The 17,136-nt window shown below is 69.5% G+C and carries 11 protein-coding genes; 3 read left to right on the top strand and 8 right to left on the bottom strand.

Annotated features, from left to right (window positions below; translation table 11 throughout):
• Positions 1 to 87: 87 nt before the first annotated feature.
• On the bottom strand, positions 88 to 1,581 hold the full coding sequence (locus WS64_RS01975) for an FAD-linked oxidase C-terminal domain-containing protein (protein WP_059574300.1): 1,494 nt from the start codon (positions 1,579 to 1,581) through the stop codon (positions 88 to 90).
• Between the two features lie 38 nt (positions 1,582 to 1,619).
• Complete coding sequence (locus WS64_RS01980; RefSeq protein ID WP_059574299.1) at positions 1,620 to 3,029, bottom strand: FAD-binding oxidoreductase; 1,410 nt, start codon at positions 3,027 to 3,029, stop codon at positions 1,620 to 1,622.
• A gap of 157 nt (positions 3,030 to 3,186) precedes the next feature.
• On the opposite strand from WS64_RS01980, the gene WS64_RS01985 reads away from it, so the two are divergent.
• Together WS64_RS01985 and hmpA are read left to right on the top strand one after the other, a co-directional pair.
• Entirely contained in the window at positions 3,187 to 3,738 is a 552-nt protein-coding gene (locus tag WS64_RS01985; RefSeq protein ID WP_059642159.1) for a cob(I)yrinic acid a,c-diamide adenosyltransferase, read from the top strand.
• Between the two features lie 95 nt (positions 3,739 to 3,833).
• Entirely contained in the window at positions 3,834 to 5,042 is a 1,209-nt protein-coding gene (gene hmpA / locus WS64_RS01990) for an NO-inducible flavohemoprotein (protein WP_060965600.1), read from the top strand.
• A gap of 92 nt (positions 5,043 to 5,134) precedes the next feature.
• Here hmpA and WS64_RS01995 read toward each other — a convergent pair whose 3' ends face one another.
• From WS64_RS01995 to WS64_RS02020, 6 genes are all read right to left on the bottom strand, one after another.
• Positions 5,135 to 5,524, bottom strand: a complete 390-nt coding sequence (locus WS64_RS01995) for a type II toxin-antitoxin system VapC family toxin (protein WP_060965601.1) — start codon at positions 5,522 to 5,524, stop codon at positions 5,135 to 5,137.
• Positions 5,521 to 5,790, bottom strand: coding sequence for a type II toxin-antitoxin system Phd/YefM family antitoxin (locus tag WS64_RS02000; protein ID WP_059574295.1), 270 nt, complete (start codon positions 5,788 to 5,790; stop codon positions 5,521 to 5,523). Before WS64_RS02000 ends, WS64_RS01995 begins: the two co-directional genes overlap by 4 nt.
• Before the next feature lie 125 nt (positions 5,791 to 5,915).
• On the bottom strand, positions 5,916 to 6,989 hold the full coding sequence (gene aroG / locus WS64_RS02005) for a 3-deoxy-7-phosphoheptulonate synthase AroG (protein ID WP_059642150.1): 1,074 nt from the start codon (positions 6,987 to 6,989) through the stop codon (positions 5,916 to 5,918).
• Positions 6,990 to 7,384: 395 nt separating this feature from the next.
• Positions 7,385 to 8,851, bottom strand: a complete 1,467-nt coding sequence (gene tldD / locus WS64_RS02010) for a metalloprotease TldD (RefSeq protein WP_059574293.1) — start codon at positions 8,849 to 8,851, stop codon at positions 7,385 to 7,387.
• An 86-nt stretch (positions 8,852 to 8,937) separates the two neighbouring features.
• Positions 8,938 to 9,765 carry a carbon-nitrogen hydrolase family protein gene (locus tag WS64_RS02015; protein ID WP_059642148.1) on the bottom strand — a complete coding sequence of 276 codons (828 nt, stop codon included), beginning with the start codon at positions 9,763 to 9,765 and terminating at the stop codon, positions 8,938 to 8,940.
• A gap of 60 nt (positions 9,766 to 9,825) precedes the next feature.
• Entirely contained in the window at positions 9,826 to 14,025 is a 4,200-nt protein-coding gene (locus WS64_RS02020; RefSeq protein ID WP_060965602.1) for a YhdP family protein, read from the bottom strand.
• A gap of 233 nt (positions 14,026 to 14,258) precedes the next feature.
• On the opposite strand from WS64_RS02020, the gene glnE reads away from it, so the two are divergent.
• Complete coding sequence (gene glnE / locus WS64_RS02025; protein WP_060965603.1) at positions 14,259 to 17,063, top strand: bifunctional [glutamate--ammonia ligase]-adenylyl-L-tyrosine phosphorylase/[glutamate--ammonia-ligase] adenylyltransferase; 2,805 nt, start codon at positions 14,259 to 14,261, stop codon at positions 17,061 to 17,063.
• The last annotated feature ends 73 nt before the right edge of the window (positions 17,064 to 17,136 follow it).

Genomic DNA, 17,136 nt, shown 5'->3' on the forward strand with positions numbered 1-17,136 from the left:
CGGCGCCGGCGCGCGAACGCGCCGAGCCGGTACGGCAGAGCCCCGTACCGCGGCCGCCGGTGCGGGGGCGCGACCCGCGCGTGCCGCTCAGAAGCGCGGCAGGTCGGGGTGCGGCAGCAGCCCGCCGCGCACGTGCTGGCGGCCATATTCGGCGCAGCGCGCGCGGGTCGGGATGCCCTTGTCCGGGTTCAGCAGCCCGGCCGGATCGAACGCGCGCTTGACCGCGAAGAACGCGTCGCGCTCCTGCGGCGAGAACTGCACGCACATCGAATTGAGTTTTTCGATGCCGACACCGTGCTCGCCCGTCACGCTGCCGCCGAATTCCACGCAGCATTCGAGGATTTCCGCGCCGAACTGCTCGGCGCGGTGCAGTTCGTCCGGATCGTTCGCGTTGTACAGGATCAGCGGATGCATGTTGCCGTCGCCGGCATGGAACACGTTGATGCAGCGCAGCCCGTAGCGCGTCTCGAGCTGCTCGATGCGCGCGAGCAGCGGGCCGATCGCGCGGCGCGGCACGGTGCCGTCCATGCAGTAGTAATCGGGGGAAATGCGGCCGGCGGCCGGGAACGCGTTCTTGCGGCCGGACCAGAAGCGCAGCCGCTCGTGTTCGTTGCGCGACACCTGGATGCGCGTCGCGCCGTGCTCGCGCAGCACGGCCGTCATCCGCACGATTTCCTCGGCGACTTCTTCCGGCGTGCCGTCCGATTCGCACAGCAGGATCGCCTTCGCGTCGAGGTCGTAGCCCGCGTGCGTGAACGCCTCGACGGCCTGCGTGGCCGGCTTGTCCATCATCTCGAGCCCCGCCGGGATGATGCCCGACGCGATGATCGCAGCCACCGCCTCGCCGCCTTTCACCACGTCGTCGAAGCTCGCCATCACGAGCTGCGCGGTCTGCGGCTTCGGGATCAGCCGCACCGTCACCTCGGTGACGATCGCGAACATCCCTTCGCTGCCGATCATCACCGCGAGCAGGTCGAGGCCCGGCATGTCGAGCGCGAGCGAGCCGAATTCGACGATCTCGCCGTCGATCGTCACCGCGCGCACGCGCATCACGTTGTGCACGGTCAGCCCGTATTTCAGGCAATGGACGCCGCCGGAATTTTCCGCGACGTTGCCGCCGATCGTGCAGGCGATCTGCGACGACGGATCGGGTGCGTAATACAGGCCGTACGGCGCGGCCGCTTCCGAGATCGCGAGATTGCGCACGCCCGGCTGCACGATCGCCGTGCGCGCGTACGGGTCCACTTCGACGATGCGCGTGAAGCGCGCGAGCGACAGCACGACGCCGAGCGCGATCGGCAGCGCGCCGCCCGACAGGCTCGTGCCGGCGCCGCGCGGCACGATCGGCACTTCCATGCGGCGGCAGATCTGCACGATCCGCTGCACCTGCGACTCCGTCTCCGGCAGCGCGACCGCGAGCGGCAGCCGGCGGTAGGCGGACAGGCCGTCGCATTCGTACGGCGCCGTGTCCTCGTCGCGGTACAGCAGGCAGTGGGTCGGCAGCACGGCCATCAGCGCCTGCACGATTTCGCGCTGGCGCTGCGCGCGGGCGGCGCTCGACAGTTCGACGGGAGCGTTCATGGGGTCTCCTGCGTGGGGCGCGACGTCGCGCCGCCGTGTCAGCACGTGAAAATCTTGCCCGGATTCATCAGGTTGCGCGGATCGAGCGCGAGCTTGATCGCGCGCATCGTGTCGATTGCGTTGTCGCCGTGCTCCTTCGGCAGGAAGCGCATCTTGTGCAGCCCGACGCCGTGCTCGCCGGTGCAGGTGCCGCCCAGGCGCAGCGCACGCTCGACGATCCGGTCGTTGATGTGTTCGGCTTCGGCCAGTTCCTCCGGCTTGTCGGGATCGATCAGGATCGCGACGTGGAAATTGCCGTCGCCGACGTGGCCGACGATCGGACAGGGCAGCGACGACGCACGCAGGTCGACCTCGGTTTCCTCGACGCATGCGGCGAGCTGCGAGATCGGCACGCATACGTCGGTCGTCACCGCGCGGCAGCCGGGCTTCAGCTGAAGCATCGCGAAATACGCGTTGTGGCGCGCGGACCAGAGCCGCGTGCGATCCTCGGGGCGCGTCGCCCATTCGAAGCCCTGGCCGGCGTTCTGGCCGGCGAGCGCCTGCACGAGTTCGGCCTGTTCCTTCACGCCGGCCTCGGTGCCGTGGAATTCGAAGAACAGCGTCGGCGCTTCGGCGAGCGTCAGGTTCGAGTGACGGTTGATCGAGCGCACCGCGAGCGCATCGACGAATTCCACGCGCGCGATCGGCACGCCGATCTGGATCGTCTCGATCACCGTGCGCACCGCGTCGCCCATGGTCGGGAACGTGCAGATCGCGGCCGACACGGCCTCGGGCAGCGGGTGCAGGCGCAGCGTGATCTCGGTGATCACGCCGAGCGTGCCTTCGGACCCGACGAACAGGCGCGTGAGGTCGTAGCCGGCCGATGACTTGCGCGCGCGCGAGCCGGTTTTCACCACGCGGCCGTCCGCGAGCACCGCAGTGAGGCCGAGCACGTTCTCGCGCATCGTGCCGTAGCGCACGGCGTTGGTGCCGGAGGCGCGGGTTGCGGTCATCCCGCCGATGCTGGCGTCGGCGCCCGGATCGATCGGGAAGAACAGGCCGGTGTCGCGCAGTGCGTCGTTGAGCGCCTTGCGCGTGATGCCCGGCTCGACCGTCACGGTCAGGTCTTCGGCGTTGATCGACAGCACGCGGTTCATTTCCGACAGGTCGAGCGACACGCCGCCGCGTACCGCGAGCAGGTGGCCTTCGAGCGACGAGCCGGCGCCGTACGGGATCAGCGGCACGCCGTAGAGCGAGCACAGCGACACGACTTCGCGCACGTCGTCGGTGCTGCGGGCGAACACGACGGCGTCGGGCAGTTGCGGGTCGAACGGGGATTCGTCGCGGCCGTGATGGGCGCGGACCGCATCGGCGGTCGACACACGCTCGCCGAAGGCGGCGCGCAGCGCATCGAGCATGGCGGGGGGCAGCGGGCGGCGCGTGGCGGCCGGCGGGGCAGGGTGATTCACGAATGTCTCCTGACTGCTTGTCGTACTGTCGGCTCATTCTACGCCGTAACGTCCGCTGCGCCTCGCGCCTCGCGCCTCGCGCCTCGCGCCGCGGGCTGCGATAATCGCGTTCCAGCCAACCGGGCCGCGTGGCGGCCGCGCACGAGAGGATATTCGCATGGGCAACCGCTTGAGCAAGATCGCGACGCGCACGGGCGACGACGGCACCACCGGCCTCGGCGACGGGCGGCGCATCGGCAAGGACGACGCACGGATCGCCGCGATCGGCGACGTCGACGAACTGAACTCGCATCTCGGCGTGCTGCTGGCCGAGGCGCTGCCCGACGACGTGCGCACGGCGCTCGTCACGATCCAGCACGACCTGTTCGATCTCGGCGGCGAGCTGTGCATCCCCGGCCACACGGTGCTCGACGACACGCATCTCGCGCGCCTCGACCAGTGGCTCGCCGACTACAACGCGACGCTGCCGCCGCTGAAGGAATTCATCCTCCCGGCCGGCTCGCGCGCGGCGTCGCTCGCGCACGTGTGCCGCACCGTGTGCCGCCGCGCGGAGCGCTCGATCGTCGCGCTCGGCCGCGGCGACACGCTCAATGATGCGCCGCGGCGGTACGTGAACCGGCTGTCCGACCTGCTGTTCGTGCTGGCGCGCGTGCTGAACCGCGCCGGCGGCGGCGCCGACGTGCTGTGGGAGCGCGGGCGCGTCCGCTAGCCAACCATCACGCTTGTTACGCGCTGCGACAATTTGCCCGAGGGGCGTTCGTTTTTAAACAAGTATCGTATATGCATGTTTAACGGAGAACGAACATGACCCACCTCACCGCCGACCAGATGGCCCGTGTGAAGGCCACCGCCCCCGTCCTCGCCGAGCACGGCGCGACGATCACGAAGCACTTTTACCAGCGCATGTTCGCGCGTCATCCGGAACTGAAGAACCTGTTCAACCAGACGCACCAGAAGACCGGCAGCCAGCCCGAGACGCTCGCGAAGGCCGTCTATGCGTATGCGGCGAACATCGACAATCTGGGCGCGCTGGGCGGCGCGGTGTCGCGCATCTCGCACAAGCATGCGAGCCTGAACATCCGTCCCGAGCATTACCCGATCGTCGGCGAGAACCTGCTCGCGGCGATCGTCGAAGTGCTCGGCGACGCGGTCGATGCCGGCACGCTCGAAGCGTGGCGCGTCGCATACGGCCAGCTCGCGCAGATCCTGATCGGCGCCGAGGCCGACCTGTACGCGAATGCCGCGTGGAGCGGCTTCCGCCCGTTCAAGGTCGCGCGCAAGGTGCGTGAAAGCGACGAGATCACGTCGTTCTACCTGACGCCCGCCGACGGCGGCGAAGCACCGACGTTCGAGCCGGGCCAGTACATCACGGTGAAGCGCTTCGTCGGCGATCTCGGCGTCGACCAGCCGCGCCAGTACAGCTTGTCCGACGCGCCGCACGGCAAGTGGCTGCGCATCTCGGTGAAGCGCGAGGCCGGCAAGCCGGAAGCGATCCCGGCCGGCAAGGTGTCGACGCTGATGCACGACGGCGTGGAAGAGGGCGCGATCGTCGAGGCGACCGCGCCGATGGGGGATTTCTCGCTGAAGCGCGAGGCCGATACGCCGGTCGTGCTGATCTCCGGTGGCGTCGGCATCACGCCGATGATGTCGATGGCGTCGACGCTGATCGCTGAAGGCAGCAAGCGCGACGTGCGCTTCATCCACGCATGCCGTTCCGGCGCGGTGCACGCATTCCGCGACTGGCTGAACGACGCGGTGCACGAGCATGCGAACGTCAAGCGCACGGTGCTGTACGAGCTGGTCGGCCCGAACGATCGCGCGGGTGTCGATCACGACCTCGAAGGCCGCCTCACGCAGGAGCGTGTGAAGCAGTACGCGCTGGTGCCGGATGCCGATTACTACATCTGCGGCCCGATCGCGTTCATGAAGGCGCAACGCGACGCGCTGGTCGCCCTCGGCGTCGCGCCGGAACGCGTGAACACGGAAATCTTCGGTTCGGGCGCGCTCGAGTGAGGGTCCGGCGGCCGGTGTCGACCAACGCAACGATGCAATGACGAAGCCCGGCGCGAGCCGGGCGTTTTGCTAGCGGCGCCGTGGGGGCGACTTCAGGCGCGCAACATCAGCGTTGCGTGGTAGCGCCACACCTTCGGATCGGCACTGACGAGCGGCATGCCTTCATGGAGTGCCTGCGCGACCATCACGCGGTCGAACGGATCGGCATGGTCCGGGAAATCCGGCAACGCGGCGACTGCCTCGGCGTGATCGCTGCTGATCGGCAACTCCGCAAAACCTGCCAGCCGAAATGCCGAACGCGCATCTCTCGGATGGACGGGCAGATTGCCTTTGCGGTACTTGATCGCGATTTCCCAAATCGACGCGGCGCTGACGTACAGCGTGTTTTGGGGATGTTCGATCAATGCGGCCGCGGTTGCCGAAAGTTGCGGTGCGCCTTCAGCCGCCCAGAGCGCGATGTGCGTATCGAGCAGCAGCTTCACGGTGCAAGCCCTTGGTCCGAGCTGGCATCGAAGTCGGCGGCGATCGATTCATCGCCGGCATTGAATGCCTCGACGCTTGTCGGAATGTTCAGTCCGGCAAGCAACTGACGGGCTGCGCCGATCCGCTTCGGCGCGGTGTACGGAACGATCCGGGCGACCGGATGACCATTGCGGGCGATCACGACTTCGGCTTCGCGCCCCGATTCAAGCGCTTCCACGAGGCTGGAAAGCCGCGACTTGGCATCGTGCATGTTGACGGTCGACATGATCGATCCTCTGGTTAGCTAGATGATGTTAGCTAGTCTAGCAGAGCAACACGTCGGCCGCAGGCTGGCCGTATGGCCAATTCGCCGCCAGGCGGGGGCCATACGGTCAGCCTGGCGGCGTTTCTTCAGTTCCCGCTGCCGCGCGCGACGCGCCGCGCCTTCACCGATTCCGCGAGGCCTTCGAGCACCTTCACGCTGTCGTCCCACGCGATGCACGCGTCGGTGATGCTCTGGCCGTAGGTCAGCGCGCAGCCTTCCTTCAGGTCCTGGCGCCCCTCGACGAGGTGCGACTCGATCATCACGCCGACGATGCGCTCGTCGCCGGCCGCGATCTGGCGGCCGATGTCCGCGCACACGGGAATCTGATTCTCGTGCTTCTTCGAGCTGTTCGCGTGGCTCGCGTCGATCATCAGGCGCGCGGCGAGGCCGGCCTTGCCGATGTCCGCGCACGCGGCGTTCACGCTGTCCGCGTCGTAGTTCGGCGTCTTGCCGCCGCGCAGGATCACGTGGCAGTCCTCGTTGCCGGCCGTCGACACGATCGCCGAATGGCCGCCCTTCGTCACCGACAGGAAATGGTGCGGCTGCGACGCGGCCTTGATCGCGTCCACCGCGATCTTCACGTTGCCGTCGGTGCCGTTCTTGAAGCCGACCGGGCACGACAGCCCCGACGCGAGCTCGCGGTGCACCTGCGACTCGGTCGTGCGCGCGCCGATCGCGCCCCACGAGATCAGGTCGGCGATGTACTGCGGGCTGATCATGTCGAGGTATTCGGTCGCGGCCGGCAGCCCCATTTCGTTGATCTGCAGCAGCAGCTCGCGCGCGGTACGCAGCCCTTCGTTGATCTTGAAGCTGTTGTCCAGGTGCGGATCGTTGATGAGCCCCTTCCAGCCGACCGTCGTGCGCGGCTTCTCGAAGTACACGCGCATCACGATTTCCAGTTCGCCCTTGAAGCGCTCGCGCTCCTTCACGAGCCGGCCCGCGTATTCGATCGCCGCCTTCGTGTCGTGGATCGAGCACGGCCCGATCACGACGATCAGCCGGTCGTCCATTCCGTGCAGGATGCGGTGCATCGACTGGCGCGCGTGGTAGATCAGCTCGGACGCGGCTTCGGAGCACGCGAATTCGCGGATCAGGTGGGCGGGCGGCGTGAGTTCCTTGAGTTCGCGAATGCGGACGTCGTCGGTGTTGTGCGGGGGCATGCTGTTTCTCCTTGGTTCCGGGCGCCGTTCGGTCAGTGCGCGTGCGGCAGATTCATCAATTCAGGCAATTCAGTGGTGCCGGTCGGGGCTGCGGGCCGCTGCGGCGGCGACCGGCTGGCGAAGGGCGAAAAAAAACCGCCGGGTTCGCCGGCGGTTTTTTCGGGAATTTCGGTTGCGCTTCACGCGCCATCAACCCTCTCGATCCGCCAGCGGTCTGAGATACCAAAAAAAGTAAAAGTAAAGCTTGGCGGACATGACGGAAATTCGGCTCGTCAAAAAAGTTGATTCGGAACTTATACCCGGTCAGCGCGCGGCTGGCAACCGGGGGTGCTCAAAAATGCGGACAATCCGCGCGTTTTCATCGAAATGCGCGGATTGTCTGCGCCACGATGCGGTTATGCCGTACCGCCGACCGTCATCTTGTCGATCCGCAGGGTCGGCTGGCCGACGCCGACCGGCACGCTCTGGCCTTCCTTGCCGCATACGCCGACGCCCGTGTCGAGCGACATGTCGTTGCCGATCATGCTCACGTACTTCAGCGACTCCGGGCCGCTGCCGATCAGCGTCGCGCCCTTCACCGGGTAGGTGACCTTGCCGTTCTCGATCATGTACGCCTCGGACGCCGAGAACACGAACTTGCCGTTCGTGATGTCGACCTGGCCGCCGCCGAAGTTCACCGCGTACAGGCCGTTCTTCACCGACGCGATGATTTCCTGCGGATCCTTGTCGCCGTTGAGCATGTACGTGTTCGTCATGCGCGGCATCGGCAGCGCCGCGTACGACTCGCGCCGCGCGTTGCCCGTGACCGGCATCTTCATCAGGCGCGCGTTCAGCGTGTCCTGGATGTAGCCCTTCAGGATGCCGTCCTCGATCAGCGTCGTGCACTGCGTCGGATTGCCTTCGTCGTCGATGTTCAGCGAGCCGCGGCGGTTCGGCAGCGTGCCGTCGTCGACGACGGTCACGCCCTTCGCGGCCACCTGTTCGCCGATCCGTCCCGCGAACGCGGACGAGCCCTTGCGGTTGAAGTCGCCCTCGAGGCCATGGCCGATCGCCTCGTGCAGCAGCACGCCCGGCCAGCCCGGGCCGAGCACGACCGTCATCGCGCCGGCCGGCGCGGGTCGGGCGTCGAGGTTGACGAGCGCCGCGTGCACGGCGTCGTCGACGTAGCGCGACAGGACTTCGTCGGTGAAGTAGCCGTAGTCGAAGCGGCCGCCGCCGCCGCCCGAGCCGATCTCGCGGCGGCCGTTCTGCTCGGCGATCACCGTGACCGACACGCGCACGAGCGGGCGGATGTCGGCCGCGAGCGCGCCGTCGCTGCGCGCGACGAGCACGACATCGTATTCGCCGGCGAGGCCGGCCATCACCTGCGTGACGCGCGGGTCGCGCCCGCGCGCCATCTGTTCGATGCGTTCGAGCAGCTTGACCTTGGCCGTCGCGTCGAGCGACGCGAGCGGGTCGGACGGCAGGTACAGGTCGCGGCCCGAGATGCCCGTCAGCGACGTGGCGGCCTTGATCTTCTGCCGGCCGCCGCCGGCCGCCGCGATCGCCTTGGTGGCGGCGGCGGCTTGCGCGATCGCTTCGGGCGACAGGTCGTCCGAGTACGCGAACGCGGTGCGGTCGCCCGCGACCGCGCGTACGCCGACGCCCTGGTCGATGCTGAAGCTGCCCGATTTGACGATGCCTTCCTCGAGGCTCCATGCCTCGCTGCGGGTCGCCTGGAAATACAGGTCCGCGTAATCGACGCGATGCGTGAAGATGTCGGCGATCGTGCGCGTGAGCAGGCTTTCGTCGAGGCCGTACGGCGTGAGCAGGATGTCCTTCGCCAGCGCGAGGTTGCGGATGCCGGGTTCGATGATGTTCATGCGGATATCGGGAATTCTCAAAAAAGTTGTCGGGTGCTGCCGGGCAGATGGGTGGGCCGCGCGGCGTTTCAAGCGGTGCGGCGGATTCAGGTCAGCACGCGGTGCCGCCACGCGGGCAGGCTCTGGCGTACGTCGGCGATGCGTTGCGGATCGAGCGTGCCGAGCACGACGCTCGCACCCTCGTCGCGCACCGCGACGATCTCGCCCCACGGGTCGATCAGCATGCTGTGGCCCCACGTGCGCCGGCCGTTCTCGTGCTTGCCGCCCTGCGCGGCCGCGAGCACGTAGCACTGATTCTCGACGGCCCGCGCGCGCAGCAGCGTTTCCCAGTGCGCGCGGCCCGTCGTATACGTAAACGCCGACGGCACGACCATCAGCGCGCAGTCGCCCATGCGGCGATACAGCTCCGGAAAGCGCAGATCGTAACAGACCGACAGGCCGACCCGCCCGAACGGCGCGTCGAACGCGACGACCGTGTCGCCCGCGCGGATCGTGCGCGCCTCGTCGAACGATTCGTCGCCTTTCTCGAAGTTGAACAGGTGGATCTTGTCGTAGCGCGCGGCCTCGTTGCCGGACGGGTCGAACACGAGCGTCGTGTTCAGCACGCGGTCGGGCTGCGGCGCCTTCAGCGGCAGCGTGCCGCCGATCACCCAGATGCCGTGGTCGCGCGCGGCGTCGGCGAGGAATTGCTGGATCGGGCCGTCCCGGTACGGTTCGGCGAGCGCGAGCTTGTCGGTGTCGCGGTGGCCCATGAAGCAGAAATACTCGGGCAGCAGCACGAGCTGCGCGCCTTCGCCGGCGGCCTCCGCGATCAGGCGGCGCGCTTCGGCGAGATTGCGGGTGACGTCCGGCGCGCTCACCATCTGCAGCGCGGCGACCTGGAAGGGCGTGGCGGAACGGGCGTGGTCGGTCATCGCGGAATCGCTTGCGTCATAAATGGGGTGCGGCCCGGCACCCTGCGGCGCGATATGCGCTCAATGGCTCGATGCATCGGCCGGACCGTGATTCATCTTACCCTGATCGCTCCGCACCCGCTCGATGTGCGGGTGCGCCCACGAGCCGGTGATCGCGTAGTCGAGCGCGAACGCGTGCGACAGCGTTTCGGACAGCGCGTAGTTCGCGGCCAGCACGCCGACGCCGAGCAGCGGGTTGATGATGGCTGCACCGATCGCGGCCGCGCCCGCGCTGATCTTCGGCGCGACGTGCGCATGCAGGTCCTGCGTTTCGGTGCCGAGGTCGACGGCGCCGCGCACGGTGACGTTCGCCGGGCCCGTCATCATCGAGAAATCGTCGGTGCGCGCGATCCCGTTCGAAATCCGGCCGGTGCCGGTGATCTTGTCGAACGGCAGCCCCTTGCCGACCACGTCGCGGAAGTTCAGCGTCAGGAAGCGCGCGAGGCTCTGCAGGCTCAGCACGCCGAGCAGTTTCGCCGCGCCCGGGTCGACCTTCAGGATCTTCCCGTGTTCGAGGTCGACCGCGACCTGGCCGCCGAGCGACGGGAAGTCCAGCGCGGTCGGGCCGCCGCGCCAGCCGACCTTGCCCGTGACCGAGCCGTGACCGTCCGCGAGCGTGCGCGGCAGGCCGACGCGGTCGAGCAGCGCGCCCGCGTTGTCGATGTCGAGCTTGAAGTCGAACACGGTGCGGCGCGGCGCGTCGTTTTCGTCGGCGCCGCGGGCCAGCGCGCGGCGCGACGTGCGCCAGTTGCCGGTGGCCGTGAGCTTCGCGGCCGGGTTCGACAGTTCGAGCTTGTCGAGCTGCCACACGGGCGTGCCGTCTTCGTCGATGTTGCGCGCGTTCACGACGAGCCGGCCGATGTCGTGATCGCGCGCGACGACCTGGTCGACGATCAGGTCGATCGACGGCATCGGGCGGTCGGTCGGCGTCGGCAGGTTCATCGCGCGGCCGACCAGGTCGTGCTGCGCACTCTGCGGCACGACGAGCTTCGCGAGCCGCGCGTTGAGCACGCCCGCGCCGTTGTGGCCGCCGCCCGGCGCCCACGACAGGTAGCCCGACACCTGGTTCGACGCGATGTTCGCCTGCCAGAGGTCGTCGACGTGCGACGCGCCGACGATCACGTTCTCCCAGTTGCGCTTGAGCAGCTTCAGCGTGCCGAAATGGAACGCGAAGCGCTTCGGCGCGAAGCTCGCGAAATCGACGCGCGGCGCGGCCGGCGGCGCGGGCGCGCGCGGCGTGTCGGGCCGCAGCGTGTGGGCGAGCGCGAGCCACGCGTCGGCGTCCAGCTCGGCGACGTCGACGGCCGCGCTCACGCCGTCCTGCGGCATGTCGGGCATCCGGTGGATGCCCATCGCGCCGCGCACCGCGCGCAGCGGCTGGCCGCGCGTCGCGTCGAGCAGGTAGGTCGCGGACACCGGGCCGAGCGTGAGGTCGGCGTGTTCGAGGCGTTTGCCGTCCGCCTGCGGCGCCGGCTGGAGCGTGAAGCGGAACGGCATCGGCGTGCCGGCCGGTTTCGCGAACGGCGCCGGGAAGTTCAGCGCGACGCCCGTCAGGTCGGATTGCGCGCTGACGTCGGGCAGGCGGCCCGGCGCGCCGCGCACGGCGACCTGGTACGGTGCGTCGCCGACCACGTGTTCGAGCAGCGCGGCGGCCGCGCCGTGCAGGTTCAGGCCGCGCGCGGCGTCGAGCGCGAGCCGGCCGTCGACGTCCACCGCGTACGGGCCGTGCGACCGGAACGTGCCGTTCGCGCGCACCGGGCCGCCGAGGAAGCGCCCCGACAGGCCGTGCAGCGACGCGCCCGCCTCGGTGAAGCGGACGCTGCCGCGCAGGGCCGACAGCGGCGGCACGCCGCTCGTCGACAGCGTGTTTCCGCCGAACGCGAGCGCGCCTTCGACGTGCGTGTGCGGATGGGGGACGTGCTGCGGAATCGTGATCTTGAGCGCGAGCGACGCGGGCCCCTGCGCATCGATCCGCTGGCCGATGTGGCCGCTCATCGTGCCGAGCGAGCTGTTGTCCGCGTAGTCGATCAGGTCGGCGAGCGGGCCCTGCGCATGGCCGTCGATGATCAGCGGCGAGTGCGACGGATTGCCGAGATCGTCGATGCGGCCCGCGACCTTCGTCAGCGTGACGCGCTTGTAGCGCGCGCGCTCGATGTCGAACCGCAGCTTGTTCTGCGCGAGTTCGAACACGCCGTCGATCCCGTCAAGCGCCGGCCAGACGCTCGGCGTGCCGTTCGCGAGCTTGCGCGGCGGGTACGGCGTCGGCTCGAAGCGGCCGCCGGTGAACGGCGCGACGATGTGGAACACGCCGGCGTCCGGCTCGTGTTCGAACGGGAATTTCTCGAGCGGGCCGCGTGCGACGATCGACGCGCCCTTGGTCACCTTGCCGTCCTGCAGCGCATGGCCGAGATAGTCGCGCAGGTGCTCGGACATCCCGGTCGGCAGGTAGCGCGGAATGCGCGCGACCGACGCGCGCGCGAAATCGGCGCGCAGGTCGAGCGAGCCGCGGCCGTGGCCGGGGTTCGTGTACGAGCCGGACACCGCGATTTCGGCATCGGGGTTCGACACGAGCAGATCGGGCAGCGACACGTCGACGCGCGCGTGCCTGTCGCCGGGCGCGGGCGTGATCGTCCATTTGGCGTTGCCGCGCAGCCGGTCGAACGTCAGCCGCGGCTCGTCGAATTCGCCGGGCACGGTGACCGCCGCGTTGACCGTGTCGATATGCGCGGAGCCGCCGGTCTCGTTCGCATCGACGCGGCCCCACAGATTCTCGACGCCCGGCCAGCCGGCGCGCGGGTGGCCGCGCGGCGAGAGCCCGGGCGGCGGCTCCTGCGCCGCGAAGCTGATGCCTTGCAGATCGCCGAGGAAGCGGTAGCGGACGATCGGCGCGGCGCCCATGCGCCCGTCCTCGTCGGCGAGATCGGCGTGCGCGGGTTTCGCGCGCTCGACCTCGATGTGATAGTTCGACACCATCCCGCGCGGGTCGATCTTGATCAGCTCGTTGCGCAGGCGCGCCGGCAGCGGCAGCCCGCGGATGAATTCGCTGAGGATACCGAGATCGACGCGGTCGCCGACCACGCTGAGCAGTTGTCCCTGGGTCGCGGTCGGCACGCGGTAGCGTGCCGTCAGCGTCGACAGCGCGAGCGAGCGGGCGAGCGGCGTGCCGTCCGGCAGCGGCGGCTGGCCGAGCTCCGCATTGAAGCGCGTCAGGTGCAGCGTGTAGTCCTGGCCCGCATCGAGCGCCATGTCCCAGCCGAAGCGGACCGTCGGCACGTCGAGCCGCGGCTGCGTCGGGCGCACGCGCAGCGCGACGTCGGCGCCTTGCAGATCGCCGCCCGCCGAGCGCAGGTGGCCGTCGCCGAAGGTCGCCCAGATTGCGTTGTCGATCCGGCCCGCGTGGATCGTGAGCGGCATGTCGAGGTAGCGCGCGAGCGTCTGCAGGTCGACCGGGCCGGTCGACAGGTACGCGTCGCCGGTCCAGTTCGACGGCTTGCCGATCGGCGCGAGCGGCTTGTGCCTGAAGCGCGCGCGGAAATCGAGCGGGCCGAGCAGCAGCGTGCCGTTCGCGGGCGCCTGCAGCGCGGCCTTGTGCACGCGGCCGTCGTTGAGCACCGCGAGCCGGATGCCCGACAGCACGAGCTCCGGTGCATCGTGCTGCGCGTCGCGCCAGCGCAGCGTGCCGCCGCGCAGCACGATCGCCTCCTGTTTCAGCAGCCACGTGCCGAACGTGTCGTTGCCGCCGTGGGTGGTGGCCACGCCGACGCCCGCGACGCTCAGCGAGCCGTCGGCCGCACGCGCGACGACGAGGTCGGGCTGGTCGACGATCAGGCTCGACAGCGCGGGCGACAGCCGCAGCAGCGACATCCACGACAGCGCGGCCGTCGCGTGCGGCACCGACAGCGCGACCTTGCCGTCGCGGCCGCGGATCGTCAGGTTCGTGAGCTCGACGCCCGGCTGCATGCCGGACCAGTTCGGGGAAAGCTTGCCGATCGAAAGCTGCGCGTGGAGCTTGTCGGATACGGCACGCTCGATGCGCGGGCGGTATTCGTCGATGCGCGGCAGCAGCACGTAGCGCAGCCCGAGGAACGCGCCGGACGCGACGAAGTAGGTGCCGATCCCGACTGCCAGCGTCACCCTGAACACGCGACGCAGGACCGGGTGATCGTGCTTCGGAGGTCCCGCTTCGGGCGCAGCTACGGCGGATTCCTGACGGTCGGACATGCGGCGGACGGGCGGCGATATGGTAGTTTTGCAGACTGACGTTGAAATGTATCACACGGGTTCGTGTCGGCGGCCGTTGGGGGCCGTACGGCACGGGCTTTCCGGCGCGCGGCGTCGCGACGGGCGCACGCGCGTCCGGCGCGGCCGCGCCGAGTCCATTCGGGCCGGTCGGCAGCGGGGCGCGCACACGCCGGCCCGCTGCCCGCCGGTCTTTCCGCCAGGCCCGCTTTTCGATGACCGACGCTTCCGCCCTGCTCAGCACGTCCTATTCCCGATACCTTGCCCGCGCGGCGGCCGCCCGGCCCGCGCTGGCCGCGCAGATCGCCGCGTGGGCGGCCGCGCCGCTCGGCCGCGCGCGGCTCGACGCGCGCCTCACCGAGCTGCTCGCGACGCCGGCCGGCACGTCCGCGCCGGGCGAGGAGCAACTGAAGCGCGCGCTGCGGCAACTGCGGGCCGAGGCGTTCGGCGCGGTCGCGGAGCGCGACCTGCGCGGGCTGGCGGACGTCGCCGAAGTGACGGGCGCGATGACCGATCTCGCCGAAGTGGCCGTGCAGCGTTCGCTCGCGCTGCTGTCGGCCGAACTCGAGGCGCTGTACGGCGAGCCGCGCGGCGCCGACGGCCAGCGCGTCGTGCTCGGCGTGGTCGGGATGGGCAAGCTCGGCGGCCGCGAGCTGAACGTGTCGTCGGACATCGACCTGATCTTCGTCTACGAGGACGACGGCGAGACGACGGGCGGTACGCGTTCGCCGCTGTCCACGCAGGAATACTTCACGCGGCTCGGCCGGCGCCTGATCGGCGTGCTGTCCGAGGTCACGGCCGACGGCTACGTGTTTCGCGTCGACATGCGGCTGCGCCCGAACGGCGATTCGGGGCCGCTCGTCTGCAGTATCGGCATGCTCGAGGAATATTTCTACGTGCAGGGGCGCGAGTGGGAGCGCTATGCGTGGATCAAGGGGCGGCTCGTGTCGGAAGGCGACAGCGACGCGGCGCGGCGGCTCGCGGCGCAGCTCGAGTCGATCGTCAAGCCGTTCGTGTACCGTCGCTATCTCGATTTCGGCGTGATCGGCGCGATCCGTTCGCTGCACCAGCAGATCCGGCACGAAGCCGCGCGGCGGGCGTCGATGCGGCCCGACAAGGCCGACGACATCAAGCTCGGGCGCGGCGGGATCCGCGAGATCGAGTTCAGCGCGCAGGTGTTCCAGTTGATCCGCGGCGGCCAGGATGCGGAGTTCCGCGTGCGGCCGACGCTCGCGGTGCTGCGGCATGCGCAGGCGCGCGGGCTGATCGGCGACGACGTATGCGCGCGCCTGACCGACGCCTACCGTTTCCTGCGCACGCTCGAGCACCGGCTGCAATACCGCAACGACGCGCAGACGCACGCGATGCCGGTCGAGCCCGACGAGCGCGCGGCGCTGGCCGCGTCGCTCGGGTTTGCCGACTACGCGGCGCTGATGACGGTGCTGGACGAGCACCGGAACTTCGTCGAGGCGCAGTTCGACCAGATCTTCGCGGACAAGGTGAAGGGCGGCGGCCCTTGCACGGCCGGCGACGACACGGCCGCCGCGTGGATCTGGAGCGGCGCGCTGGCCGACGACGGCGAGGACGACGCGCTGGTCGCGCGCCTCGACGGCCTGGGCTTCGCCGATCCGGCCGCCGTGCTCGCGCGGCTGCGCGCGATCTGGCAATCGTCGCGCTATACCGGGCTGCCGGAAAAGAGCCGGCAGCGCTTCGACAGCGTCGCGCAGCGCGCGCTCGACGCCGCGCCGACGATCGACGCCGCGCGCCGCGACGAGACGATCGTGCGCCTGTTCGACCTGCTGGAGACGGTCAGCCGGCGCGGCGTCTATCTCGCGCTGCTGACCGAATACCCGGCCGCGCTCGACCGCGTGCTGTCGGTGCTCGGCGCGACGCGCTGGGGCGGCGGCTACCTGATCCGCCACCCGCAGCTGCTCGACGAGCTGCTCGACGACGAGGCGATCGCGAGCCCGTTCGACTGGCCCGCGTTCAAGGAGGCGCTGCGCGCGCGGCTCGCCGCGGCCGACGGCCCCGAGCAGCAGATGGACCTGCTGCGCCATGCGCAGCACGCGGAGGTGTTCCGGATCCTGCTGATCGACCTGGCCGGGCAACTGTCGGTCGAGCACGTGAGCGACCGGCTGTCCGAGCTGGCCGACGCGGTGCTCGACGTGACGATCGAAGTCGTCTGGTCGCAGCTCGCGAAGCGCCATCGCGACGTGCCGATGTTCGCGGTGATCGCGTACGGCAAGCTGGGCGGCAAGGAGCTCGGCTATGCGTCCGATCTCGATCTGATCTTCCTGTACGACGATCCGGACGAGCGTTCGGCGGACGTCTACACGACCTTCACGCGGCGCCTGATCACGTGGCTCACGACGGCGACCGGCGCGGGCGCACTGTTCGACATCGACCTGCGGCTGCGGCCGAACGGCGAGGCCGGGTTGCTCGTCACCGATCTCGACGCATTCCGCCGCTATCAACTGCGCGAGGGCGACGCCGCGAACACCGCGTGGGTGTGGGAGCACCAGGCGCTGACGCGCGCCCGCTACAGCGCTGGCGACGCGCGGATCGGCGCGGCTTTCGAGGCGATCCGCCAGCAGGTGCTGACGACGCCGCGCGACGGGGCGATCCTCGCGAAGGAGATCGTCGACATGCGCGGGAAGGTGTTTGCCGGCCACCCGAACCAGACCGGGCTGTTCGACCTGAAGCACGATCGCGGCGGGATGGTCGACATCGAGTTCATCGTCCAGTACTGGGTGCTGCTGCACGCGTCGAGCGACGCCGAGCTGATCCGCAATACCGGCAATATCGCGCTGCTGCGCGAGGTCGCGCGCTTCGGGCTGATGGGTGCGGACGAGGCCGAGCGCGTCGGCGCGGCGTATCGCAAGTACCGCAAGCTGCAGCACAAGCTGCGGCTCGACGGGATGGAGAAGGCGCGCGTCGATCCGGCCCTGGTGGCCGACGAGCGGGCGGCCGTGACGGCGCTGTGGGCGCGCGTGTTCGGGGCGGTCGAACCGGGCGTTTGAGTCGCCCGTTCGAATCGGGCGTACGATCGGCGGCGCGGGCCGGCCGCGATCGACCGGCTGGCCTGCCGTAACA

Origin of the sequence: Burkholderia anthina, from assembly GCF_001547525.1 — a bacterium.
GTDB classification, from domain to species: Bacteria; Pseudomonadota; Gammaproteobacteria; order Burkholderiales; family Burkholderiaceae; genus Burkholderia; species Burkholderia semiarida.

Bases quoted from the DNA above. Each gene is read 5' to 3' on its own strand.
- WS64_RS01975 (WP_059574300.1), bottom strand. From the start codon at position 1,581: ATGAACGCTCCCGTCGAACTGTCGAGCGCCGCCCGCGCGCAGCGCCAG.
- WS64_RS01985 (WP_059642159.1), top strand. From the start codon at position 3,187: ATGGGCAACCGCTTGAGCAAGATCGCGACGCGCACGGGCGACGACGGC.
- hmpA (WP_060965600.1), top strand. From the start codon at position 3,834: ATGACCCACCTCACCGCCGACCAGATGGCCCGTGTGAAGGCCACCGCC.
- WS64_RS02000 (WP_059574295.1), bottom strand. From the start codon at position 5,790: ATGTCGACCGTCAACATGCACGATGCCAAGTCGCGGCTTTCCAGCCTC.
- aroG (WP_059642150.1), bottom strand. From the start codon at position 6,989: ATGCCCCCGCACAACACCGACGACGTCCGCATTCGCGAACTCAAGGAA.
- tldD (WP_059574293.1), bottom strand. From the start codon at position 8,851: ATGAACATCATCGAACCCGGCATCCGCAACCTCGCGCTGGCGAAGGAC.
- WS64_RS02015 (WP_059642148.1), bottom strand. From the start codon at position 9,765: ATGACCGACCACGCCCGTTCCGCCACGCCCTTCCAGGTCGCCGCGCTG.
- WS64_RS02020 (WP_060965602.1), bottom strand. From the start codon at position 14,025: ATGTCCGACCGTCAGGAATCCGCCGTAGCTGCGCCCGAAGCGGGACCT.
- glnE (WP_060965603.1), top strand. From the start codon at position 14,259: ATGACCGACGCTTCCGCCCTGCTCAGCACGTCCTATTCCCGATACCTT.